18 protein-coding genes are annotated in these 23,899 nt (G+C 73.0%); 4 read left to right on the forward strand and 14 right to left on the reverse strand.

Annotation, left to right across the window (positions count from 1 at the left end):
- Positions 1–36 precede the first annotated feature (36 nt).
- The 3 genes from D3P35_RS08390 to D3P35_RS08400 all read right to left on the reverse strand — a co-directional run bounded on the left by D3P35_RS08390 (position 37) and on the right by D3P35_RS08400 (position 3,581).
- The gene (locus tag D3P35_RS08390; RefSeq protein ID WP_118134260.1) at positions 37–744 is read right to left on the reverse strand and encodes a glutathione S-transferase family protein; all 708 of its coding nucleotides are present in this window, start codon (positions 742–744) and stop codon (positions 37–39) included.
- Between the two features lie 69 nt (positions 745–813).
- A complete protein-coding gene (locus tag D3P35_RS08395) occupies positions 814–1,806 on the reverse strand; it encodes an alpha/beta hydrolase (RefSeq protein WP_198670505.1) in 993 nt (330 codons plus the stop codon).
- A 737-nt stretch (positions 1,807–2,543) separates the two neighbouring features.
- Positions 2,544–3,581 carry a phytanoyl-CoA dioxygenase family protein gene (locus D3P35_RS08400; RefSeq protein WP_198670506.1) on the reverse strand — a complete coding sequence of 346 codons (1,038 nt, stop codon included), beginning with the start codon at positions 3,579–3,581 and terminating at the stop codon, positions 2,544–2,546.
- Between the two features lie 268 nt (positions 3,582–3,849).
- Between D3P35_RS08400 and D3P35_RS08405 the strand changes: the two genes are divergently transcribed.
- Positions 3,850–4,086, forward strand: a complete 237-nt coding sequence (locus tag D3P35_RS08405) for a ribbon-helix-helix domain-containing protein (RefSeq protein WP_118134262.1) — start codon at positions 3,850–3,852, stop codon at positions 4,084–4,086.
- 5 nt (positions 4,087–4,091) lie between these two features.
- On the opposite strand, the gene D3P35_RS08410 is transcribed toward D3P35_RS08405, so the two are convergent.
- The 8 genes from D3P35_RS08410 to D3P35_RS08445 all read right to left on the reverse strand — a co-directional run bounded on the left by D3P35_RS08410 (position 4,092) and on the right by D3P35_RS08445 (position 12,698).
- A complete protein-coding gene (locus tag D3P35_RS08410) occupies positions 4,092–5,519 on the reverse strand; it encodes a glycosyltransferase (protein WP_118134263.1) in 1,428 nt (475 codons plus the stop codon).
- A complete protein-coding gene (locus D3P35_RS08415; protein ID WP_118134264.1) occupies positions 5,516–6,181 on the reverse strand; it encodes an ABC transporter ATP-binding protein in 666 nt (221 codons plus the stop codon). Before D3P35_RS08415 ends, D3P35_RS08410 begins: the two co-directional genes overlap by 4 nt.
- A gap of 4 nt (positions 6,182–6,185) precedes the next feature.
- Positions 6,186–7,469 carry a hypothetical protein gene (locus D3P35_RS08420; protein ID WP_157982068.1) on the reverse strand — a complete coding sequence of 428 codons (1,284 nt, stop codon included), beginning with the start codon at positions 7,467–7,469 and terminating at the stop codon, positions 6,186–6,188.
- Positions 7,470–7,683: 214 nt separating this feature from the next.
- Positions 7,684–8,886 carry an ABC transporter substrate-binding protein gene (locus D3P35_RS08425; RefSeq protein ID WP_118134266.1) on the reverse strand — a complete coding sequence of 401 codons (1,203 nt, stop codon included), beginning with the start codon at positions 8,884–8,886 and terminating at the stop codon, positions 7,684–7,686.
- Between the two features lie 51 nt (positions 8,887–8,937).
- Complete coding sequence (locus D3P35_RS08430) at positions 8,938–9,957, reverse strand: branched-chain amino acid ABC transporter permease (protein ID WP_118134267.1); 1,020 nt, start codon at positions 9,955–9,957, stop codon at positions 8,938–8,940.
- The gene (locus D3P35_RS08435; RefSeq protein ID WP_118134268.1) at positions 9,957–10,850 is read right to left on the reverse strand and encodes a branched-chain amino acid ABC transporter permease; all 894 of its coding nucleotides are present in this window, start codon (positions 10,848–10,850) and stop codon (positions 9,957–9,959) included. Before D3P35_RS08435 ends, D3P35_RS08430 begins: the two co-directional genes overlap by 1 nt.
- Before the next feature lie 364 nt (positions 10,851–11,214).
- The gene (locus D3P35_RS08440) at positions 11,215–11,928 is read right to left on the reverse strand and encodes an ABC transporter ATP-binding protein (protein WP_118134269.1); all 714 of its coding nucleotides are present in this window, start codon (positions 11,926–11,928) and stop codon (positions 11,215–11,217) included.
- Positions 11,925–12,698, reverse strand: coding sequence for an ABC transporter ATP-binding protein (locus D3P35_RS08445; RefSeq protein WP_118134270.1), 774 nt, complete (start codon positions 12,696–12,698; stop codon positions 11,925–11,927). Before D3P35_RS08445 ends, D3P35_RS08440 begins: the two co-directional genes overlap by 4 nt.
- A gap of 259 nt (positions 12,699–12,957) precedes the next feature.
- Here D3P35_RS08445 and rfbC point away from each other — a divergent pair, with 259 nt between their 5' ends.
- Together rfbC and rfbD are read left to right on the forward strand one after the other, a co-directional pair.
- The gene (rfbC, locus tag D3P35_RS08450) at positions 12,958–13,539 is read left to right on the forward strand and encodes a dTDP-4-dehydrorhamnose 3,5-epimerase (protein WP_118134271.1); all 582 of its coding nucleotides are present in this window, start codon (positions 12,958–12,960) and stop codon (positions 13,537–13,539) included.
- A complete protein-coding gene (rfbD, locus tag D3P35_RS08455) occupies positions 13,536–14,390 on the forward strand; it encodes a dTDP-4-dehydrorhamnose reductase (RefSeq protein ID WP_118134272.1) in 855 nt (284 codons plus the stop codon). The genes rfbC and rfbD overlap by 4 nt, the downstream gene beginning before the upstream one ends.
- A gap of 574 nt (positions 14,391–14,964) precedes the next feature.
- Here rfbD and D3P35_RS08460 read toward each other — a convergent pair.
- The 3 genes from D3P35_RS08460 to mbfA all read right to left on the reverse strand — a co-directional run bounded on the left by D3P35_RS08460 (position 14,965) and on the right by mbfA (position 20,883).
- Positions 14,965–18,285 (reverse strand): DNA translocase FtsK, encoded by a 3,321-nt coding sequence (locus D3P35_RS08460; RefSeq protein ID WP_370030649.1) that lies wholly within the window; start codon positions 18,283–18,285, stop codon positions 14,965–14,967.
- 41 nt (positions 18,286–18,326) lie between these two features.
- The gene (locus D3P35_RS08465; protein ID WP_118134273.1) at positions 18,327–19,505 is read right to left on the reverse strand and encodes an aminotransferase class I/II-fold pyridoxal phosphate-dependent enzyme; all 1,179 of its coding nucleotides are present in this window, start codon (positions 19,503–19,505) and stop codon (positions 18,327–18,329) included.
- A gap of 403 nt (positions 19,506–19,908) precedes the next feature.
- The gene (mbfA, locus tag D3P35_RS08470; RefSeq protein ID WP_118134274.1) at positions 19,909–20,883 is read right to left on the reverse strand and encodes an iron exporter MbfA; all 975 of its coding nucleotides are present in this window, start codon (positions 20,881–20,883) and stop codon (positions 19,909–19,911) included.
- A gap of 121 nt (positions 20,884–21,004) precedes the next feature.
- On the opposite strand from mbfA, the gene mutS reads away from it, so the two are divergent.
- Positions 21,005–23,695, forward strand: a complete 2,691-nt coding sequence (mutS, locus tag D3P35_RS08475) for a DNA mismatch repair protein MutS (RefSeq protein ID WP_232830427.1) — start codon at positions 21,005–21,007, stop codon at positions 23,693–23,695.
- Positions 23,696–23,899: the final 204 nt, after the last annotated feature.

A 23,899-nucleotide genomic window follows, 5' to 3' on the forward strand; every position in this document is an offset into this window, starting at 1 on the left:
GGGCCGGGTGCGAGCCGGCCGCCGCGGGCTTCGCGTTCAGCGCGCCTTCTGGCCGAAGAGCACCGACTGCGCCTTGCGATCGTCCTGGATCTGGTTGCGCTTCTCCGCCGCCAGGGCGCGGCCGGCCTGCACGCCGGGGCGGCTGCCCACGCGCTCCAGCCAGGCCTGCAGGTTCTTCAGCCCGGAGATGTCCTGCTGCTGGCCCTCCCAGAGCGAGGCCCAGGGCCAGATCGCCATGTCGGCGATGGAATAGGCGCCGGCCACGAAGTCGCGCCCCTCGAGCCTGCGGTCGAGCACGCCGTAGAGCCGGCCCACCTCATTGCGGTAGCGGTCCTTGGCGTAGGGCAGGTCGTTGGGCGGGTCCATCGCCGGGGCGTACTTGAGGAAGTGATGCGCCTGGCCGGCCATGGGGCCCACGCCGCCCATCTGCCACATCAGCCATTCCTCGACTTCCACCTGCTCGCGCGGGGTGCTGCCGTAGAAGCGGCCGGTCTTGCGGGCGAGGTACTGCAGGATGGCGCCGCTCTCGAACACCGAGATCGGCTTGCCGTCCGGCCCCTCGGGGTCGACGATGGCGGGCATGCGGTTGTTCGGCGCGATCTTCAGGAACCCGGGCTCGAACTGTTCGCCGGCGCCGATGTTCACCAGGTGCAGTTCGTAGGGCAGGCCCATCTCTTCCAGCGCGATGGATATCTTCCAGCCGTTCGGTGTCGGCCAGTAATGCAGCTCAATCGGTGCGGGCATGCGTCTCTCCCCTGCTTCGGAAGAGGTTAATGTGGGCCTGCGATGCCCTGCTGCGCAACCCCGCGCGCGTCACGATGGGCGCGGGCCGCCGAACCGCGGGCGGAAGGCGCCGCGGCCGAGCCCCGCGCCGGGCATCGGCGGCAGCGGGCCGAAGCGCGCCCAGCGGGGCTCGTGCTCGGCCAGCGCCGGGCTGCCGCGCAGGGCGGCGACGGAGAAGATCTCGCGCTCGCGCAGGATGCCGGCATAGAGCGCCATCGCGCCGGGCAGGGTGTAGAAGCCGTTGTGCGCCACCCGGGCCGAGGGGGCGGCGAGGGCGATGCCGCGCGAGCGCGCCCAGCGGCGGGTGGCCGGCCCGTCGATCTGCAGGGCGAGCCAGTTGCGCAGGCGCGGCAGGCGGCGGGAGAGCGCGTGGTCCGCCCCCGGGCCGCGCGGGGCGAAGAGCTCGAACAGCGCGTCGAACGGGTCGTTGAGCCGGGCGACTATGGAATAGACCTCGGGGCGTGCCTGCTCCGGTGCCGCGGCGAAGGCGGCCTCGGCCCGGCCGGCGAACTCGGCGCCGCCGAGCAGGATCATCCGCCCCAGCGCCGCGGCGCCCGGGCCGTCGAGATGCGGCAGGGCCGAGAGGGCCACCCGCGCGCCGAGCGAATGGGCGAGGATGTCCACCGGCCTTCCCGGCAGGGCCGCGCCCAGCCGGTTGAGCAGGCCGGCGAGGGCGGCGCCGGTCTCGCCCGCGCGGTCGTAGACCCGGGCGAAGCCGGTGCGGCCCGAGCGCAGCAGTTCCGGCAGGTGCGGGGCGCGGGCGGTCCAGCCGAAGCCGATGCACAGGCCGCTGCCCGCCGGGCCGAAGCCGAGCTGCGCCGGCCAGCCGCCGGCCGAGTAGAGCGAGCCGTGCGGGCAGGCGCCGGGGCTGGCGGGGTCGTAGCGATATCCGTGAACGAGCACGAGCAGCGGCGCGCCCGGCGGCAGGGCCCGGGCTGCACGGAGCAAGCCCGCGAGGGGAGCGTCATCGGACCCGCCGGGCAACAGCCCCTGCGGCCCGGCGGTGACCCGGAACTGAGCCATGTCTGCGAACCTGCCTCGTCGAACGCCTCGCCCCCTGTCTATGCCGCAGCTGCGAAGACCTCGTGTCCCCGGGGTGACGGCACCGTGACACCTCCGCCCTGCAAGCCACGCCCGACAGCCGCCTCGCCGCCGATCCGGCCAGGTGCACGGCGCCCGGCACGGCCCTGACGGCCGGACACCCGCAGGTGGGCGGCACGCGTGAGCCCTGCCGTCGACCATGGCAGCCGGAGCCCTCCCGTCCTGCGTCGACCCGCCCCTCGCGGGGCGCGTCTCCTGCGGTTTGGGCCGGGCCGCGCGTGCCGCGCGGCGGGGGGCCGCGGAACCGGCCCGGCGGGTGGTCATGCGCCGCGGGAGAGTGCGGGGCCTGCCGGGTGCGCAGCGTCCGGCCCGGCCCTGACGGCCGGACACCCGCAGGTTGGCGGCACGCGTGAACCCCTGCCGTCGACCATGGCAGCCGGAGCCCTCCCGTCCTGCGACGACCCGCCCCCGCGGGGCGCGTCTCCTGCGGTTTGGGCCGGGCCGCGCGTGCCGCGCGGCGGGACGTCGTGCGGAAGCCGGCCCGGCGGGTGGTCATGCGCCGCGGGAGAGTGCGGGGCCTGCCGGGTGCGCAGCACCCGGCCCGGCCCAAAGGGCCGGACACCGTCAGGTGGCCGGCACACGGGAGGGGTCCCGGCCGACAGGCCCTCCGGAGTGAGCGTGGGTCGGGCGCGAGGTCCGGACCGCAGGGTTCTGTCGTGTCAGAGGCGCGCGGGGTCGCGGCCGGTGAGGTTGCCCACCGGTTGCCAGACGCGGGGCTTTCCGAGGCGGGTGGCGGAGAAATCCTTCCAGCCGAGGTGGATGTCGAGCTGGCGGCCGCGGATGCCGGGGAGGGACTGGTAGTCCGCCTCGTTCCAGGGCGTGAACGGGTTGCGCCGCAGGTAGCCGTGCAGCTCGACCCGGGTGGTGGCGTGGTCGGAGGGCGCGCGGCTGTGGAAGCCGAAGGTGTCGGCCACCACCAGCGTGTTCGCCTTCACCGCCATGCGCCGCGGCGCGGCGTAGCCGAGCGCCTCGAGATCGGCCGGCAGGATGCGGAACGAACCGAAGGAATGGTGGGCGCGGGCGTCCGCCCGGGCGGTGAGGCTCTGGCGGTACTCCCAGTCCAGCCGCTCCGGGGTGAGCCGGTGCGAGCCGGGGGAGAAGATGAACGGCCCGTCCTCTTCGCCCACGTCATGCAGGAACAGCCAGAACTTCGCGGTGGAGTGGAAGGTGTCGGCGTGCAGGGCGGTCTGCGGGTCGGCCTCGCCGCCCGAGGGCTCGGCGATCACCGTCTGGATGAAGTGGATCGGCTCGCCCGAGCGGCCGGCCACGTAGCCGGTGAGGGCGCGCAGCGCCGGGTCGCGCACCGCGGCGACGGAGGCGGGCGCGCGGTCGCGGCGCGACAGGGTGAGCGGGGTCATCCGCGTGACGGTGTGGCCCTGGCGCATCTCCCATGCGGGCAGCGGCGTCTCGAAGGCCTCGCGGCAGACGGCCTCGAACACCTCCGGCGGCAGGTAGTTCTCCTTCACCACGAAACCGTCGCGGTCATAGGCGGCGCGGTCGGCTTCGGGCACGGCGTGCATCCGGGCGCGGCGCGCGGCCGCCATGCGCTCGGCGAAGCGCACGCGGGCGCGGTGCAGGCCCATGCGGTTGAGCCGTGCCGAGCCGATGATCGGGTTGGCGATGAAGGACTTCTCCTGCCCCATCACTCCGAGCCCCCAGGACACGGCCTTCACGGGCAGCATCACGTCGAGCTTCATGTTGATCTTCCTCCGCCATGCAGGCCCCCGGGGGGCCGGTTTTCCCTCAGGCTAGCGCCAAATCGCGCCGGTGCAATGCCCGGCGGCGCATCCCGCGCGGCCGGGCCGCGCGCGCCCCCGGGGTGGCAGCCGTGGAGCCCCCGCGCCTCGCACCCCTCGGCCGCGGCCCGCACCCGGTCCCGGGCGGGATGTGCCGCGCAGGGGGGGCTCCCTCCCGCGGGCCACGGGCCGCGTGACGCGGCGGCGCGATGCGGGTACATCTGGGCGCATGTCCTCGGCCCGTCCCGTCAAACGCTCGCTCACCCTGCGCGGCCATCGCACCTCGGTGTCGCTGGAGGATGCCTTCTGGGCGGCCTTCCGCCGCATCGCGGCGCGGGAAGACCTGGCGCTCAACGAACTCGCCGCCCGCATCGATGCCGAGCGCGACCCCGAGACCGGGCTCGCCTCCGCCATCCGTGTCTATGTGCTGGAGAAGGTCCTGGAGGGCCTGCCGCCGCAGGGCTGAGCGCGTCACGCCCCGCCCGGCATGAAGCTGCGCGGCTCCGGCAGGCGGGCGAGCCGCCGGTAGCCGGGCTGCAGCCGGCGGGCGAACCAGGGCGAGAAGGCGGGGTCTTCCGCCCGGCCGGTGTCGTGCAGGGCGCGCAGGGCGGCCTTCTCGGCGCGGAACTGGCGCAGGGCGGCGCCGCTGCGCCGCCGCCGGGTGGCGGATTCGTGGTGGGTGAGCAGGGCCAGCGGGCTCCATGTCACGCCGAAGCCGAGCGCCCGGGCGCGCAGGCAGAAATCCACGTCGTTGTAGGCGATGCCGAAGCGCTGTGCGTCGAAGGGCCCGGTGGCCTCGAGGCAGGCGCGCGAGATCAGCATCGCCGCCCCGGTGACGGCGGAGAGCGATCGGCGCTGCAGCAGGCGGCCGCCGGGCCCGGGTGCCCCGGCCGGGCTGCCGGTGTCGGGGTGGCCGGCGTAGCCCGCGCCGAGCCCGATGGTGACACCCGCGTGCTGCACCGTGCCGTCGGGGAAGAGCAGCTTCGCCCCCACCACCCCGGTGCCCGGCCGCGCGAGGCAGGCGCACATCTCCGCCAGCCAGCGCGGGTCGGTGACCTCGATGTCGTTGTTCAGGAGCAGGAAGGCCTCGCCCGTGGCCGCCTCCAGCCCGTGGTTCACCATGGCGGAGAAGTTGAACGGCGCGTCATGCGCCAGCACCCGGATGCGCCCGGCGAGGCGGGCATAGAGGGCCGCCACCTCCGGGTCGGTCGAGCCGTTGTCGACCACGATGATCTCCGGCGGGGTGCCGTGATGCGCGGTGTCCTCGATGAGGCCGCGCAGCACGGTGGAGATCAGCGCCGGCCGGTCGCGGCTGGGGATGATCACCGAGACCTTTGGCATCGGCGCGGGCGGGGCCAGCGGCGCGGAGGCGGGCCAGGGCGCGGCCGGGCCGATCACGGCCGGGTAGGGCAGGTGCAGGATCGCCTCCGCGCCGAGGCCGCGGGCGGCGGCGGAGACGGTGGCGGCCTCGGAGCCCTGCCAGCCGGTCTCTTCCAGCAGGTCGCGGCGGAAGAGGGCGAGGCGCCCGGCATAGCCGGTTTCGGCCTGCAGCACGGGGTCGAAGCCGGGCTTCAGCCAGGGCGCGGGGCCGGCGGGGCCTTCGAGGCCGGCATGGCCGGCGGGGCCTTCCAGCGCGGTGTCGGTGTAGAGCAGGCGGGCGGCGGGCCGGTCCGCCAGCGCGGCGGAGATCACCGCCGCGGCATGGGGCGCGAGCCGGTCTCCCGGTGCGAGAAAGCCGATCCAGGCGCCGGGGGCTGCGCGCCAGTCGGCACCCTCGGGGAGGATGGAGAGCCTTGGGCCGCCGCGCGCGGCGGCGCCCAGCCACCAGGCCCGCTCCAGCATCGCGGCACCGTCGGCGCGGCTGGCGGGGAGGAGCCGGCGCAGTGCGCCCGGGATCACTGGTCCGCGCCGCGCATGTTGCGCAGGTGCACCTCGATGGCTTCCTCGATGTCCTCGTAATAGGTGAGCTCGCCGTTCTCCAGCACAGCGCCGGTCTGGCAGTAGGAGCGCAGGGTGGAGGTGGAATGCGAGGCCATCACCACGTCCGAGCTCTGCAGGCGCTGGTCGAACACCGCGCGGCACTTGCGCTTGAAATTGTCGTCGCCCACGGCGGTGAGCTCGTCGACGAGGTAGTAGTCGAAGGCGATGCCCATCGACACGCCGAAGGCGAGGCGGGCGCGCATGCCGGAGGAGTAGTTCTGCATCGGCTCGTGCAGGAAGGCGCCGAGCTCGGCGAATTCCTGCACGTATTCCACCAGCTGCTCGGTGTCCACGCCGTAGACCCGGGCGACGAAGCGCACGTTCTGCGCCCCGCTCAGCCCGGGGTGGAAGCTGCCGGAGAAGCCGAGCGGGAAGGAGATGCGGCCGTGCCGGTCGATGCGGCCCTCGTCGGGGTCGAGCGAGCCGGAGATCATCTTCAGCAGGGTGGACTTGCCGGCGCCGTTGCGCCCCAGCAGGCCGATGCTGCGCCCGCGCGGGATGGTGAGGTCGAGGTTGCGCACGATCCATTTCTCGCCCACGCGGGTGGAGAAGTACTTGGTGACGTTGTTGAAGACGATCATCGGCTCACCTGCGGTCGCGCACGTTGTAGTAGATGAACACCGTCACCGCCCAGGTGACCAGGATCAGGAAGCTCACCAGCAGCCCGAGGATGAGGCGCTGCGGGTAGGTGGGCGTTTCGGCCAGCGTGGGCCGGATATGGGTGGCGAGGTAGCGGGTCTGGCGCCGGGCGTCGCTGCGCGCCAGCAGGTAGGAGGCCTGGGCGTTGAGATAGGCCTGGCCGGAGAACTCGAGATCGGTGCGCAGCTCCTCCCAGCGGTAGAGCAGCGCGGAGAGGGCCTGGTTCTGCGGCGCGTCGGGCGAGCCGAGGCGCGCGCGCTCCGCCGTGATCTGCTCGCCGATGGCGGCGATGCGCCGGTCGACCGTGGCGAGGCGCGGGTCGTTCGGCCGGGTGGTGTCGAGCAGCTCGGCCCGGTCGATGATCGCCTGCGACTGCATCTGCTGCAGCTCGGTGAGCAGGGCGAACTGCACCGTGGCCTCGATCTCCGGCGCGATGAGCCGGTTGTCGATGCGGAACTCGCGGATCTCGCCGCGCAGGTCCGTCAGCCGGTCGCGCGCTTCCTGCAGGTCGTTGCGGGCATAGCGCACCGCGTCTTCCTGCGCGGCCTCCGAGAGCCGGTTCACCAGCAGGGTGGAGTAGTGCAGCACCGAGTCGGCGATCGCCTTGGCGTCTTCCGCGGTGAAGGCGCGCACCTGCAGGCCGATGATGCCCTGGCTCTGCTCGTAGGTGAGGTTGACCATCGAGTGCCAGTAGTCCTGCAGCGTCTCGATGCTCGGGTCGTCGCCGAGGGTGAAGAACCAGTCCCGGTCGGCGGGGCGGTTCCAGATGGCGCGCAGGTCGAGCTCGCGGCCCACCTTCTCCACCATCTCCTGGCTCAGGATGTAGCTGTAGAGGATGGTCGCGTCCGAGGCCTCCACCGTGGTGGAGGAGGTGACGAGCTGGCTCAGCAGGTCGGTCGTCGCCATGGGGTCGTTGTTGCGCACGCTGAAGGAGGCGTTGGAGACGTACTGGTCCGCCGCGCGGGTTTCGAGATACCAGTTCCACAGCAGCGAGGGCAGCAGCACGCACAGGAGGAAGCTCGCCAGGATCACCCAGTGGCGCAGCCGCGGCCGGGCGCGCAGTTCCTCCGCCTCGGGCAGGGGCGGCACCTCGATGACCGGAAGCGGTTCCTTCGGCTTTCTCGCCGCTTTCTGGCGCTCTTCCCGGGCCCGCTCCTGTTCTGCGAGCCGCGCCGCCTTGCGCTCCGCGCGCCGGGCCTCGACCACGGCGCGGTTCCTGGAGACCTGCAAGGATTTGTCGTCTGCGCCGGATTGCGTCATTCGGCCTGTCTCTGATCCCTTCGCGACCCATGCGGGGCCCGCCCGGCGGGGCGCCCCGGAAAGCCGGATATCCTCATACGCGCGCAAAGGGCCAGTTGCAAATGCGCAGGTGCGGCAACCGGGGGCCGGGCCGCGCGGGCGCGGCCCCCGGAAGGTGGGCGCCGGCCGGGGCCGGCGCTCCGGATTACTTCAGCAGCACCGAGCTGAAGGTGCCGTCGGCCTGCGGGGTATTCAGGCTGTAGACACCCGCCACGTCGCCCGCGTCGTCGAACTCGATCTCGCCCGAGGCGCCCTGGTAGTTGATGTCCGTGCCCTCGGCGATGAGTTTCTTCGCCTTTTCCCATTCGCCGGGCAGGATCACCTCGCCGGGGGCGTTCGCCACCTCGCGCAGGGCGGCGGCGATGAGGCCGCGGTCGGCGGCGCCGGCCTTCTCGATGGCGAGCGCCATGAGGAAGGTGGCATCGTAGCCGTTGGGCACGAAGGGGCCGGTGGGGTTGGCGAGCCCGGCTTCCTCCGCCGCGGCGATATAGGCCGCCCAGGCGGGCGAGCTGTCATCCGCGCCGGCGGCGGTGAAGGCCGCCTCGGTGAGGTTCTCCGCCCCGATCTGGTTGATCACTTCATCGTCAACCATGCCGTCGGCGCCGAAGAAGCGTGCGAAGGCGGCGGTCTCGAGCGCGTTGCGGATCAGGGTGATTCCGGAGGAGCCGTAATAGGCGAACATCACCAGCGCATCGGCCCCGGCGCCGCCCAGCGTGGCCATCTCGGCGCGGTAGGAGGCCTTGTTGGGCTCGTGCACCTGGCTGGCGGCCACGGTGCCGCCCTTTTCCTCGAAGGCCTGCACGAACACCTCGCCGAGGCCGGCGTTGTAATCGTCGTTCGCCCAGGTGACGGCGACGGTGCTCACCCCGCTGTCGAGCACGTATTGCGCCAGCGCCACGCCCTGGTAGGCGTCCGAGGGCGCCACGCGGAACACGAGGTCATTGTCCTCGAGCGCGGTGATGGAGGGGGCGGTGGCGGATTCGGAGATGTTCACCACCCCGGCGGGGATGGTGACCGACTGCACGAGCGCGTTGGTGGCGCCCGAGCAGTTGGGGCCCACGATGCCCACCACCTGGTCGATGTTCACCACCTTGGAGCCGGCGTCCACCGCGGCCTTGGGGTCGCAGGCGCTGTCGGCCAGCACGAGGGACAGCGTGTCGCCCGCCAGCAGCCCGCCCTGGGCGTTCACCTGCTGCGCGGCGAGGGCGCGGCCCTCCATGATCTCGGCCACGATGTCGGCGATGGGGCCGGTGACCCCGCCGACCGAGCCGACCTTGATTTCCGCGGCCCCGGCCGCTGCCCCGGTGAGGCAGATGGCGGCCGTTCCGGCCAGGAGAAGTTTCTTCATGCTGGTCTCCCTGTTCTTCGCCCCCGGGCCGGCGGCCCGGGATGTCTCGGTTCAGCCCCTCTCCCGCGCGGCGGCGGGAGGCGGGGCGGCGGCAACGGCGGGGCGCGTTTCCGGCAGTATGCCACGCGCGTATCTCTGCAGCACCACCTGCAGCACCAGCCCGATGAGGAACACCCGCAGGTAGGCCGAGCGCACCACCGTCTCGGCCTTCAGCTCGGCCGCGAGATCGGCCGGCAGCAGCCCGGCCAGCAGGCCCAGCAGGCGCGGGGTGAAGATCTCGGTGGCCGACCAGACGGTCCAGATCAGGAAGGCGCCGAGGATGGCGCCGCGGTTGTTGCCCGAGCCCCCCGCGATCAGCATCACCCAGACGAGGAAGGTGGCGGTGAGCGGGTCGGTCGCGTCGGGGCCGATGAACTTGATGTACTGGGCGTAATAGGCCCCGGCGAGGCCCATCACCGCGGCGCCGAGCACGAAGGCCTGCACGCGGAAGCGCTCGACGTTCTTGCCCGCGGCGCGGGCGGCGGCCTCCGAGTCGCGGATCGCGGTCATCACCCGGCCCCAGGGCGAGCGCCAGGCCCGCTCCAGCAGGAGGTAGAGCGCCAGCACCGTGAGCAGCACCATGGCGAGGAAGCCGAGCTGGGCCCAGGGCTCGGGCAGGCCCTCGAAGGCCTTGGGGATGCGGTTGATGCCGCGCGGCCCGTTGGTGGCCCAGCCCTCGTTCTTGAGCACGAGGCGCAGGATCTCGGCGATGCCGATGGTGGCGATGGCGAGGTAGTCCGAGCGCAGCCGGATGCAGATGCGCCCGATCCCCCAGGCGATGAGCGCCGAAACCGCCATCGCCGCCACCGCGCCGAGGGCGAGCGGCAGGCCGAAACCGCCCAGGTGCTCGGGCGTGGCGGCGGTGGTGAGGATGGCCGAGGCATAGGCGCCCACGGCGAAGAACCCGGCGATGCCGGCGTTGAACAGCCCGCCGAAGCCCCATTGCACGTTGAGCCCCAGCGCGAGGATGGCATAGATCCCCCCCGCCGAGAGCAGGGTGACGAGGTAGAGCCCGTAGCCGTAGGCCTCCATCAGAACACCCTCCCCTTGAACAGGCCCGAGGGCCGCCAGATCAGCATCGCCACCATGATGGCGAAGGCGATGCCGGACTTGTAGGCGGGGTTGAGCAGCGCCTCCGTGCCGCCGAAGGGGAAGGAGGACACCTCCTCGGCGATGCCGATCACCAGCCCCCCGGCCACCGCGCCGAAGGGACGGCCGATGCCGCCGAGGATGGCGGCGGCGAACATCGGCAGCAGCATCTTGAAGCCCATCATCGATTCCACGTGGGTGTCGAGCGCGAGCAGCACGCCGGCGGCCACCGCCGTGACTGCCGCCACGGCCCAGGTGGCGCGGATCACCGCCTCCACGTCGATGCCGGTGAGGCGGGCGAGCCCGGGGCTGTCGGAGACCGCGCGCATCGCCTTGCCGATGCGGGTGCGGCTGAGCAGCAGGTGCACGAGCACCATCAGCACCAGCGCCGAGCCGATGATGACGATATGCTTGGGCGGCAGCAGGATGGCGCCGTCGAGGAAGCTCTCGGGCCGCTGGATGCCGCGCAGCAGCGGCCGCGGCTGCACGCCCCAGAAGAACTGCACGGCGGAGCGGATCATCAGCATCAGCCCGAAGCTCGCGATCACCGAGATGATGGCCGGCGCGCCGCGGAAGGGCCGGAACGCCGCCCGGTCGAGCGCCAGTGTCACCGCCACGGTGAGCGCCATGGCCGGCAGCGCCGCGGCCAGCGGCGGCAGCCCGGTGAGCGCGGTGAGGCTGAGGGTGAAATAGGCGCCCAGCATCATGATCTCGCCATGGGCGAAATTGGCGAAGCGCAGGATGCCGAAGGTGAGCGAGATGCCGAGCGCGCCGAGGGCGTAGATGCAGCCCAGCACCACGCCGGGCAGGAAGTAGAAGTTGACGAATTCCCACATCAGCGCTGTTCCTTCCTGCCCGCGCCACGCGGCGTCGAGCCCCGACCCCGGTCCGCAGGCACGGCAATTGCGGGCCGGCGGAGACACCCGCCGCGAGCCCTCGCCAGCCTCCCCGCGCCCCGCTGCCCCGGCCCCCGAGCCGGGGCCTCGCCGGCAGGGCCTGGCGCACCGGCCAGGAGGCTCCGTGTGAGGCCCGGAGCAGGGCGGCAGCAGACCGCCGCCAGCCGCCCCGCGCCCCGCTGCCCCGGCCCCCGAGCCGGGGCCTCGCCGGCAGAGCCAGGCACACCGGCCGGGAGGCTCCGGGTCAGGCCCGGAGCTGGGCAGCGCGGGGGCCGTGCCGTGGCGCGGCGGGGGCGCGGGCCGCTCATGCCCCGCCCCCGAGGAACATCCGCGCCACCTCCGCGTCGGCCGCCAGCGCTGCGCCGGTGCCCTCGTGGCGGTTGGCGCCGTCGACCAGAACGTAGGCGCGGTCGGCGATGCCGAGGGCCTGGCGGGCGTTCTGCTCGACCATCAGCACCGGCACGCCGGTCTCGTTGATGCGCTTCACCGTGGCGAAGATCTCGCCGCGGTATTTCGGCGACAGGCCGGCCGTGGGCTCGTCGAGCAGCAGCACCTTCGGCTCCAGCATCAGCGCCTTGCCCATCGCCACCATCTGCCGCTGCCCGCCCGAGAGGCTGCCCGCCGGCTGGCGGCGCTTCTCCGCGAGGTCGGGGAACATGGCGTAGATTTCGGCAAGGCGCGGCCGCCAGTCGTCGCGGCGCACATAGGCGCCCATCTCGAGGTTTTCCTCCACCGTGAGGTTCACGAAGACATTGCCGGTCTGGGGCACGTAGGCGATGCCGCGGGTCACCACCCGCTCCGGCGCGGTGCCGGTGATCTCGTCGCCCCCCAGCATCACCCGCCCGGCGGTGACGTTGAGCAGGCCGAACACCGCCTTCAGCGCGGTGGACTTGCCGGCGCCGTTCGGCCCGATCACCACCACCACCTCGCCAGCGTCCACATGCAGCGACACGCCGCGCAGCACGGTCGAATCGCCGTAGCCGGCGTCGAGCGCCTCGAGGGCCAGCACCGGGCTCATTCCGCGCCCCCGCCGAAATAGGCCTCGATCACCCGGGCGTCCTCGCGGATCTCCGCCATCGCGCCCTTCGTGAGCACCCGCCCCTCGGCCAGCACGATCACCGGGTCGCAGAGCGCGGCGATCAGGTCCATGTCGTGCTCGATGATGCAGAAGGTGTAGCCGCGCTCGGCGTTGAGCCTGCGGATCATGTCGGCGATGCGCAGCATCAGCGTGGGGTTCACCCCGGCGCCCGGCTCGTCGAGCAGCACCAGCTGCGCGTCGGTCATCATGGTGCGGCCGAGCTCGAGCAGCTTGCGCTGCCCGCCGGAGAGGTTTCCCGCCGGGATGTCGCGGACGTGGGAAAGGCCGAGGAAGGCCAGCGCCTCCTCCGCCCGGGCCAGCACCTCGGCCTCGCGGGCGCGCACGCGGGCGGGGGCGAGCCAGTTGAGCAGGATGCTCTCGCCCGGCTGGTCGGGGGCGGCGGCCATCAGGTTTTCCAGCGCGGTGAGCCGGGCGAATTCCTGCGGAAGCTGGAAGGTGCGCACGATGCCTAGGTGGAAGAGCTCGTGCGTGGGCCGGCCGGTGATGTCCTCGCCGCGGAACAGGATGCGCCCGGCGCTCGGCGCCTCGGCCCCGGCGATCATGTTGAACGTGGTGGTCTTGCCGGCGCCGTTCGGCCCGATCAGCCCGGTGATCGACCCCTCGGGGATCTCGAAACTCGCCCCGTTCACCGCCCGAAGCCCGCCATACCGCTTGGCCAGCCCCTCGACCTGCAATGCCGTCCCGCTCAAGCCGCCCCCTGCTCACGCCCGTGTCACTTGCCCGTGAGCAGAACACAGGCCGGCGGCTTTGCCAAACACTCCGTGAAGGGCGGCGGCACCACCGGCGCAACGTCACCCGCCGCGGGGCGCGCGCAGCGCCCGGCCCGCCGGGGCGGTATCGCCCTGCGGCAAAGCGGCAAAAAGTTGCCGAAAGGGCAAATTCGCTCTTAGATTCTCCCGCCGGATTGGGTATTCCTCGGGTCGGCCAGAGCCGGAGCCCGGAAGACCAATGCCGCTGAACATCGTCCGCCACGACCTGCAAGGTGTGCTGACCGTCACCCCGGTGCGGCACGCGGACCCGCGCGGCTTCTTCTCCGAGACATGGAACGCGGCCGAGTTCGCCGCCCATGGCATCCGCACCGATTTCGTGCAGGACAACCAGTCGCTCTCGCGCGATGCCGGGGTGCTGCGCGGCCTGCACTACCAGGCGCCGCCCGCCGCCCAGGCCAAGCTGGTGCGCGTGCTGCGCGGCGCGGTGCTCGACGTGGTGGTGGACATCCGCCGCGGCTCGCCCACCTTCGGCCAGCACGTGAAGGTGGAGCTCTCCGCCGCCAACTGGGCGCAGATCTACGTGCCCGAGGGCTTTGCCCACGGCCTGCTCTCGCTCGAGCCGGACACCGAGGTGCTCTACAAGGTCTCCGCCCATTACGCCCCCGCGCAGGACGCCGGCATCGCCTGGGACGACCCGGATCTCGGCATCGACTGGGGCTGGCCGCATGACCGGCTGATCCTGTCCGAGAAGGACCGCAAGCACCCGCGGCTGGCCGACATCACCTCCCCCTTCGCGTATGACCCGGAGCCCGTGGGGTGAAGGTTCTCGTCGTCGGGCGCAGCGGCCAGCTCGGCCGGGCCCTTGCCGAGGCGCGCCCCGCCGGCATCGACCTCGCCGTGCTGGGCCGTGAGGAGGCCGATCTCGCCCGCCCCGACACCCTGGCCGACGCCGTCGCCCGCCACGCCCCCGCGCTGGTGGTGAACGCCGGGGCCTACACCGCCGTCGACCGGGCCGAGGCCGAGCCCCGCGCCGCCTGGGCGGTGAACGCCACCGGCACCGGCGCGCTTGCCCGGGCCGCGGCCCGCGCCGGCGCGCCCTTCGTGCATGTCTCCACCGATTACGTCTACGACGGCAGCGGCGAGGCGCCCTGGACCGAGGCCGACGCCCCCGGCCCGCTCGGCGCCTACGGGGCTTCCAAGCTCGCCGGCGAATATCTCGCCGCGGCGCAGAACGCGGCGCATGTGGTGCTGCGCACCTCCTGGGTGTTCTCGTCCGAGGGGCCCGGCTTCGTGCAGTCCATGCTGCGCCTCGGGGCCGAGCGCGACACGCTTTCCGTGGTGGCCGACCAGGTGGGCCGGCCCACCTCGGCCCGCCAGCTCGCCGCCGCGATCTGGCAGATCGGCCCGCGGCTGGTGGCCGGCCGCGGCGCGCCCGGCACCTACAATTTCTCCGGCGGCGGGCCCTTCGTCTCGCGGCTCGAGTTCGCGGCCGAGATCTTCGCCCGCGCCGGCATGAAGGCCCCCGCCCTCACCCCCGCGCGCACCGAGGATTTCCCCTCTCCCGCCCGCCGCCCGCTGAACTCCCGCCTCGACCTCTCGGCCCTCGCGAACGCATGGGGCATCGAGCCGGCCGACTGGCGCGACGAGCTCTCCGCCGCCCTCTCCGCCTGAGGTTCAGCCACCGCTTTCCGCGCAGTCCCGCGGCAGATTGCGCGCCACCCCGTCACCGTCGCGCCACCCGGCATCGGCACCGCCGCTGACGTTGGCCCGCGCGGCACGCGCGGCGCCGGCCGAGGCGGGGGCCTGCCCCCTCCGAGGCCGGCGCTCCTCCCCGCTCGCCGCCCCGCGCTTCGCCGGGAACAGGGCCGCGCCCGGCCCCGGAGGGAGCGCGCCACGCCATCGCCTGCGTTGCCGCCCCGCGCTCTGCCGGGGACACGGCCGCGGGAGGGTGCGCGCCACGCCGTTGCCTGCGTTGCCACCCCGCGCTGCGCCGGGGACAGGGCCGCGTCCGGCCCTCGGGTGGGCGCAGCACCGCTTGTGGTCAGTGCTTTATCCCGAAAGCTCCGGACGACGGCTGAGCGGCGCGCGACATCGCCAGAGCGCCCTCCCGGGGGGAGGGTCGGGCGCGGCCCGGGCTGGGCGCCCGGGCCAGTGCCTGCGGCACGAAAGGGGAATTGGGGGAGGAGGTGGGCGGCCGGGAGGCCGCGCCGGGGGCAGGGCGGCCGGGGGCGGCCGCCCGCAGGTATCAGCGTTCGGCGATGAGCACGTCGCGCTTGCCCACCTGGTTGGCGCCGCTCACCACGCCCTCGTCTTCCATCTGCTCCACCAGGCGCGCGGCCTTGTTGTAGCCGATGCCGAGCTTGCGCTGGATGTAGGAGGTCGAGCACTTGCGGTCGCGCGCGACGATCGCCACCGCCTGGTCGTAGAGCGCGTCCTCGGAGTTGGTGTTGCCGCCGAGGCCGAGCACCGCGTCGATGTTGTTCTCCACCGCCTCGTCCGGCCCCTCCACCACGCCCGACACGTAGTCCGGCGCGCCGATGGACTTGAGGTGGTTCACCACCGCCTCCACCTCCTCGTCGGAGCAGAACGGCCCGTGCACGCGGCTGATGCGCCCGCCACCGGCCATGTAGAGCATGTCGCCCATGCCCAGCAGCTGCTCGGCGCCCTGTTCGCCCAGGATGGTGCGGCTGTCGATCTTCGAGGTCACCTGGAAGGAGATCCGGGTCGGGAAGTTCGCCTTGATCGTGCCGGTGATGACATCGACCGAGGGCCGCTGCGTCGCCATGATCAGGTGGATGCCGGAGGCACGCGCCATCTGCGCAAGGCGCTGGATGCAGGCCTCGATCTCCTTGCCCGCCACCATCATCAGGTCGGCCATCTCGTCGACGATGACCACGATGAAGGGCATCGCCTCGGGCTCGAACTCCTCGTTCTCGTAGATCGCCTCGCCGGTATCGTCGTCGAACCCGGTCTGGACCACGCGGGAGAAGGCCTCGCCGCGGGCCAGCGCGTCCGCCACGCGGGCGTTGTAGCCCTCGATGTTGCGCACGCCCATCTTCGACATCTTGCGGTAGCGCTCCTCCATCTCCGCCACGACCCATTTCAGCGCCACCACGGCCTTCTTGGGGTCGGTGACGACGGGGGAGAGCAGGTGGGGGATGCCGTCGTAGACCGAGAGCTCGAGCATCTTCGGGTCGATCATGATGAGCCGGCATTCCTTGGGCGAGAGCCGGTAGAGCAGCGACAGGATCATGGTGTTGATCGCCACCGACTTGCCCGAGCCGGTGGTGCCGGCGATGAGCAGGTGGGGCATGCGCGCGAGGTTGGCCACGATCGGCTCGCCGCCGATGTCCTTGCCGAGCGCGAGCGGCAGGCGGTGGGTGCTCTCGCCGAACACCTTGTCGGCCAGGATTTCGCGCAGCAGCACCTTCTCGCGCTGGTCGTTCGGCAGCTCGATGCCGATCACCGAGCGGCCCGGCACGGTGGAGACACGCGCGGCCAGCGCCGACATCGAGCGGGCGATGTCATCGGCGAGGCCGATCACCCGGGAGGCCTTCAGGCCCGGCGCCGGCTCGAGCTCGTACATGGTCACGACAGGGCCCGGGCGCACCGAGACGATCTCGCCGCGGATGCCGTAATCGTCGAGCACGTTCTCCAGCATGCGGGCGTTCTGCTCCAGCGCCTCGTCGGACAGCTCCAGCCGCTCGATGTCGCGCGGGTTGGAGAGCAGGCCGAGCGGCGGGGCGTCGTAGGGCGCCTCCTCCTCCTCGTCCTCCTCGGCCATGGCGTGGCGCGGGGCGGTCTCGGGCAGGGCGCGGCCGGGCACCGGCTGGGGCTTGTGCGGCTCGGGGCGCGGGCCGGCGGCCATGGGGCGGGCCGGGGGTTCGGCGTGCAGCCGGTCGTCCGCCTCGTCCTCGTCCTCCGCATCGAAGGCGGAACGGGGGGTGAGGGGGCCTTCGTCGTCCTCGTCCTCGTCATCCTCGGGCAGGGCGAGGTCGATGCCCATCGGCTCGCCCTTCACGATGCGGCGGGTGAGCGGCACGCTCTCCTCCTCCGGCGCCTCGGCGGCCGGGCGGGCGGAGAGGCGCGGGCCCTCCTCCTCCTCGTCATCCTCCGGGCCGGCTGCCCAGGCATCGGGCGCGCGCGGCTCCGGCGCGGCCTCCCGGCTGCCGGCGCGGGAGCGGGCGAGGGCGGCGCGCAGGGCGGCGAAGCCCTGGGGCGCGGCCTCCTCCTCGTCCGCGGAGCGAGGGGGCGTGACGGCGGGCTCGGCCTTCGGTTCGGCTTTCGGCTCGGGGCGCGCGGGGGCGCGGGGCGCCGGGCGCTCCTCGTGGCGGTCGTCCGCGCCGTCGAGGCGGGGCAGGGGGGTGTCGTCCTCCTCCTCGTCCTCGTCTTCCTCGAACACCCGGCCCCGCAGGGTGGGGATGCGGCGCTGCGGCGCCTCGGCGGCCTCGCGGCGCAGGGGCGGCGAGGTGTAGTCGTCCTCGTCGTCGTCGAAGGGCGCGTCGAAGCTGTCCGGCTCCTCCTCGGAGGCGGGCGCGCGCAGCGGCGGCTCGGCGGAGGCGCGCAGAACGCGGGGGCCGGCATTGCGGCGCGCGGCCACGGCCTCGGCCACCGCGCGGTCATAGGGGCTTTCCACCACGGGGGCGGGGGCCTCCTCGATCTCCTCGGGCTCGGTGAGCACGGGCTCGCGGCGGGTGGTGCGGGCCTGCACGGCGGCGGAGATGCGGGCCATCAGCCGGTCGTCGTCGCGGTTGTCGGCCACCTCGGTGCGGGCGGGGGCGACGGCGCGCAGGGCGGCGGCCTCCTCGCGGGCTTCCGAGCGGGCGGCATCGCGGGCGCGGGCCCGGGCGGCAACGCGCTCCTGCAGCCGGCCTTTCTGCTTCGCGCCCAGCGAGGCGGTGCCCGAGAGCGCCTTCACCCCCATCGCTCCGAGGCCGCGGGCAAAGACCGAGACGATGGCGAGCAGCCCGGAGCCGCAGAGCCCGGCGAGGGCGCGGAACTCGCCCCAGTTCATCCCCAGCCCGAGCGCGCTCACCGCCACCACGGCCGGTGCCATGGCGAGCGTGGCGAGCTTCAGCCCGGTGCCGGTTTCCGCCGGCACCAGCGAGAGCACGTTGAGCAGCAGGCTGTCGCCGATGCGCCCGCCGAGGCCGAAGCGGTGCTCCCAGCTGTCGAGCGGCACATGGGCGGCGAGGAAGGCGGAGCTGGCGAGGATGGCGACGAGCCCGATCACGCAGCGGGTGAGCACGCGCTCCTCGCCCCGGTGCACCACCAGCCGCGCGCCCCAGGTGACCAGCATGGCCGGGATGCCCCAGGCCGCCCAGCCGAGCGCGAAGACCAGCGCGCCGGCGATGTTGGCGCCGATGCTGCCGAGCAGGTTCTGCGGCGCCTCGCCGGTGGCGTTGAAGGGCGAGGGGTCGTCGGGCGAATAGGTGGCGAGCACCGCGGCAAAGGCGATGCCGAGGGCGAAGAGCGCCACGCCCAGCAGCTCGGTGCCGCGCTTGCGCAGCATCTCGCGGGTTTCGTCGTCGACCAGTTTTTCAGACCGGGGGGCTGCCATGCTCATGCCTCGTTCCTTTCCCGCCGCGGTTTCTTCTGCCGTTCGCGTTATCTCAGCGTGTCGCGCAGGGCGGTGAGGCCGCGTGCCACCTCCGCCTCCTGTGCGACGAGGGCGACGCGGATGTAGCCCGCCCCGGGGTTTCCGCCACCCAGCCGGGCATCGCTCTCACGCGAGAGGTAGGAGCCCGGCAGCACGCGCACCCCGGTCTCCGCCCAGAGGCGCCGCGTGGTGGCCACGTCGTCCTCCACCCCGACCCAGAGGAAGAACCCGCCCTCGGGGGCGTGGTATCCGGGCAGGTTGCCCAGCAGCTCGTCGGCCAGCGCGAACTTGCGCTGGTAGAGCGCGCGGCTTGCTTCCACATGCGCCTCGTCGTTCCAGCAGGCCGCGGCGGCGCGCTGGGCGGGCAGGGGCAGGGGGGCGCCGGCATAGGCGCGCAGCTGCCGCATGGCGGCGATGTTGCGCGGCCCGCTCACCGCGAAGCCGGAGCGCAGGCCGGGCAGGCTGGAGCGCTTGGAGAGCGAATGGAAGGCGACGATGCGCTCGGGGTCGGCATCGGCCTGCAGGGCGCCCGGCGGCGGGGCCGTGCGCCAGATGTCGGAGTAGCACTCGTCGGCGAAGACGCGGAAGTCGTATTGCTCGGCGAGGTTGGCGAGGCGCTGCCAGTAGGCGGCATCGGCCACCGCGCCCTGCGGGTTTGCCGGCGAGCACATGTAGGCCACGGCGGTGCGGCGCAGCAGCTCGGCGGGAAGGGAGGCGAAATCGGGCAGGAAGCCGGTTTCCGCCGTGGCGGGCACGTAGACCGGCTCGGCCCCGGCGGTGATCGCGGCCACCGCGTAGCACTGGTAGAACGGGTTGGGCAGCAGCACCACCGGCCGTTCGCCGGCCTTCTGCTCCGGGCACATGGCGAGGCAGGCGGCGAACAGCCCCTCGCGCGTGCCGTTGAGCGGGAACACCTCGGTGCCGGGGTCGCGGCTCACGCCGTAGCGGCGGGCGAGCCAGCCGGCAAAGGCCTCGCGCAGCTCCGGGTGGCCGTCGTTGGGCGGGTAGATGCTGTACTCGTGCACATGCGCCGCCAGCACCTCGCCGAGAAACGGCGGGGCCGGGTGCTTGGGTTCACCCAGGGACATGGCGATGGGCTCTCCGCCCGGCTCCACGCCGTCGAGAAGGGCGCGCAACCGCGGAAAGGCGTATTCCGGCAGGCTGGAATACCGCTCGGGAAACTGCATGTGTGCCTCATGTGCAGGCGTCTGTCGCGCCAACTTGAGGCTGCAATCTACAGGCTGGGGGGCTTCAGGTCCAGTCTCCCCCGGCCGGCCGGAGAAGGGGCGCCCCGCCGTGGCCGCAGCGCAACCGCCGGGCAGGCTTGCCCTTGCGGTGACGTCTGAGAAGCCGCGCGGGCTTGCCGGCGCGGCCGGGCCCAAACCGCAGGAGACGCGCGGCCCCCAAGGGGCTGCGGGTCGACGGAGGACGGGAGGGCCCCGTCCGCCGGGCGCCGTGGCGGGGTCGGGAGGCCGGTTGAGCCCGGCAGGCGACAGGGGCGGGCTGCGCGAACCCTCACACTACGGCTCCACAATCGCGGCTCCTGCCTCCCCGCCCGCCGTGCCAGGCGCCAGTAAGGCCGTGCCGCAGTCAGCCGGCGCCGATGAGGATGCCGGCGGCCAGCACGAGGGCGCCGCCGAGCACCACCTGGAAGATCGCCCGCAGGTATGGCGTCTCCATGTAGCGGTTCTGGATCCAGGCGATGGCCCAGAGCTCGACGAAGACCACGGCGAAGGCGATGCCGGTGGCCAGCCAGAACTGCGGCAGCAGGTAGGGCAGCGCGTGGCCCAGCCCGCCGAGCGCCGTCATCACCCCCGAGGCGATGCCGCGCTTCCAGGGCGCGCCGCGGCCCGAGATCACCCCGTCGTCATGTGCGGCCTCGGTGAAGCCCATCGAGATGCCCGCACCCACCGAGGCCGCGAGGCCGACGAGGAAGGTCGTCCAGCTGTCCTGCGTGGCGAAGGCGGTGGCGAAGATCGGCGCCAGGGTGGAGACCGAGCCGTCCATCAGCCCCGCCAGCCCCGGCTGCACCCAGGTGAGCACGAACTGCCGGCGCTCGGCGCCCAGCTCGGCGGAGCCTTCCGGCCCCTCCAGCTGCTCGGCCACGTCATGCGCCTTCTGCTCGTGCCGGCCCTCGGCGGCGGCGAGGTCGCCGAGCAGGCGGCGGGTGTCGGGGTCGGTGGAGCGCTGGGCGGCGGCGATGTAGAAGTCGCGCGCCTGGGCCTCCATGCGCCCGGCCTCGGCGCGGATGGTCTCCAGCCCGAGGTTGTTGACCAGCCACACCGGGCGGCGGGAGTAGTAGCCCGCCACGTGCTCGCGCCGGATCAGCGGGATAGGCCCGTCGAAGCGCGCCTGCCAGAGGTCGATCAGCCGGCGGCGATGGCTGTCCTCCTCGGCGGCCATCTCGTCGAACGCGGCGGCGGTCTGCGGAAATTCCGCCCGCAGCTCATGGGCATAGGTGGCGTAGATGCGGGCGTCGTCCTCTTCCGAGGAAATGGCCAGCGCCAGCACCTCCGCCTCGCTGAGGTCGCTGAAATGCCGGCGGCCGGCGAGGGCGTTGAACATGGCGGATCCTCTTTAGAATAATTCTAAAAACATGTAGCCGATGCCCCCGTGCCTTACAAGTCATTCCACCCCACCGGGCTGCATGCTAGGCAGGGGCGAACCCGAACCGGACGAGTACCCGATGCCCGACGCACCTGCCGCCCCTGCTCCCGACACCGCGCCCGAGGCCACCACCGCGGTGACGCCGATGATGGCCCAGTACCTCGAGCTGAAGGCCCAGTACCCCGACGCGCTGCTGTTCTACCGGATGGGCGATTTCTACGAGATGTTCTTCGACGATGCCCGGGCGGCGGCGGCGGCGCTCGACATCGCGCTCACCAAACGCGGCAAGCACGCGGGCGACGATATTCCCATGTGCGGCGTGCCGGTGCATGCGGCCGAGGGCTATTTGCTCACGCTGATCCGCAAGGGCTTCCGTGTCGCGGTCTGCGAGCAGATGGAGGACCCGGCGGAGGCGAAGAAGCGCGGCTCGAAGTCGGTGGTGAAGCGCGACGTGGTGCGGCTCGTCACCCCCGGCACGCTCACCGAGGACACGCTGCTCGACGCGCGGCGGCACAATTACCTCGCCGCCTGGGCCGAGATCCGCGGCGAGGGCGCGCTGGCCTGGCTCGACATCTCCACCGGCGATTTCGCCGCCACCGCCTGCCCGCGCACGCTGCTCGGGCCGATGCTGGCCCGGCTCTCCCCGCGTGAGGTGCTGGCCGCCCAGGGGGCGGAGGCGTCCCTGCGCGCGATGGTGGAGGAGGGCGGCGGCGTGCTCACCGAGCTTGCCGGCGCGAGCTTCGACAGCCAGTCCGCCGAGCACCGGCTGAAGGGGCTCTACGGCGTCTCCACGCTCGAGGCCTTCGGCGGCTTCGGCCGGGCCGAGGTGGCGGCGCTGGGCGCGGTGGTCGATTACGTGGAGGTGACCCAGAAGGGCAAGCTGCCGATGATCCGCCCGCCGCAGCACGAGGAAGCCGGCGGCACCATGCAGATCGACGCCGCCACGAGGCGCAACCTCGAGATCACCCGCAGCCTCTCGGGCGGGCGCGACGGCGCGCTGCTGCAGGCGGTGGACCGCACGGTGACCGGCGGCGGCGCGCGGCTGCTCGAGGCCCGGCTCTCCAGCCCCTCGACCGACCTCTCCACCATCCGCGCCCGGCACGATGCCGTGGCGGCCCTGCTGGAGGACAGCGCGCTTGCCAGCGCCCTGCGCAGCCGGCTGCGCGGCGTGCCGGACATGGAGCGCGCCCTCACCCGGCTGAGCCTGGAGCGTGGCGGCCCGCGCGACCTCGCCGCCCTGCGCGACGGGCTGGCCGAGGGTGCGGAGATCGCCGGCCTTCTGGCGGGGGACCTGCCCGCCGAGCTCACCGAGGCCGCCGCCGCCCTCACCGGGCTCGAGGACATTTCCGCCCCGCTCGACGCCGCGCTGGTGGCCGAGCCGCCGCTACTGGCGCGGGACGGCGGCTTCATCGCCGCCGGCCACCATGAGGAGCTCGACGACTGCCGCCGCCTGCGCGACGAGGGCCGGGCCGTGATCGCCTCCATGCAGGCGCAATACGCGGCCGAAACCGGCATTTCCTCGCTGAAGATCAAGCACAACAACGTGCTGGGCTATTTCATCGAGACCACGGCCACCCACGCCGAGAAGATGCGCAGCGCCCCGCTGTCGGAGACCTTCATCCACCGCCAGACCACGGCGAACCAGGTGCGCTTCACCACCGTGGAGCTCTCGGGGCTGGAAACCCGCATTCTCAACGCCGGCGGCCGGGCGCTGGAGCTGGAGCGCCAGCTGTTCGAGGCGCTGGCGGCGGGCGTGCGGGCCGGGGCGGCGCGCATTGCCGCCGCGGCGCGGGCGCTGGCGGAGATCGACCTCGCCGCCGCCTTCGCCGAGCTCGCCGACACCGAGGAGTGGGTGCGCCCGCTCATGCAGCTCGGCGGCGCCTTCCGCATCGAGGGCGGCCGCCACCCGGTGGTGGAACAGGCGCTGCGCAGGGCGGGGGACAAGCCCTTCGTGGCCAATGACGTCGACCTCTCCCTCGGGCAGAAGCCGGTCTGGCTGGTGACCGGGCCGAACATGGCCGGTAAATCGACCTTCCTGCGCCAGAACGCGCTCATCGCCCTCCTGGCACAGGCCGGGGCCTTCGTGCCGGCGCGGGCGGCGGAGATCGGGGTGGTGACGCAGCTCTTCTCCCGCGTCGGCGCGGCGGACGACCTTGCCCGCGGCCGCTCCACCTTCATGGTCGAGATGGTCGAGACCGCGGCCATCCTCAACCAGGCCGGGCCCGGCGCGCTCGTCATCCTCGACGAGATCGGCCGCGGCACCGCCACCTGGGACGGGCTCTCCATCGCCTGGGCCACGCTCGAGCACCTGCATGACGCGAACCGCTGCCGCACGCTCTTCGCCACGCATTATCACGAGCTCACCACGCTCTCGGCCCGGCTCGACGGCATGATGAACGCCACCGTGGCGGTGCGCGAATGGGAGGGCGACGTGATCTTCCTGCACGAGGTGCGCCCGGGCGCGGCCGACCGCTCCTACGGCGTGCAGGTGGCCCGGCTCGCCGGCCTGCCCGCGGCGGTGATCGAGCGCGCGCGCCATGTGCTCGAAACCCTCGAGGAGGGCGACCGGGAGGGCGGCGGCTCACGCGCGGCGACGCTGATCGACGACCTGCCGCTGTTCTCCGCCCGCCCTCCGGCGCCCGCGCCCGCCCCGGCGAAAGCCTCCGCCGTGGAGGCGCGCCTGCGCGAGGTGCTGCCCGACGGGCTCTCCCCGCGCGCGGCACTCGACCTCGTCTACGAGTTGCGCGGCATGCTCGACGGCGAGGGCTGAGCGAGAGGCGGAGTGACCCCGGCGTGAGGGGGGGGGCCGGGGCCACTCCTTCGGGAGGCGCGCGGAGCCGGCATCCGGGAGTGCCGGTCCGAACACCGCGATGCAGCCGGAGAGACAGGGGATCGTCCGGCAGGACCGCAGCGCCTGAGATGGAACGCCCCCCGATGTCCCGCACCCCGGCAACCCGGTGCACGGGGTGTTGGT

Origin of the sequence: Oceanicella sp. SM1341 (assembly GCF_003448965.1) — a bacterium.
GTDB lineage: Bacteria > Pseudomonadota > Alphaproteobacteria > Rhodobacterales > Rhodobacteraceae > Paroceanicella.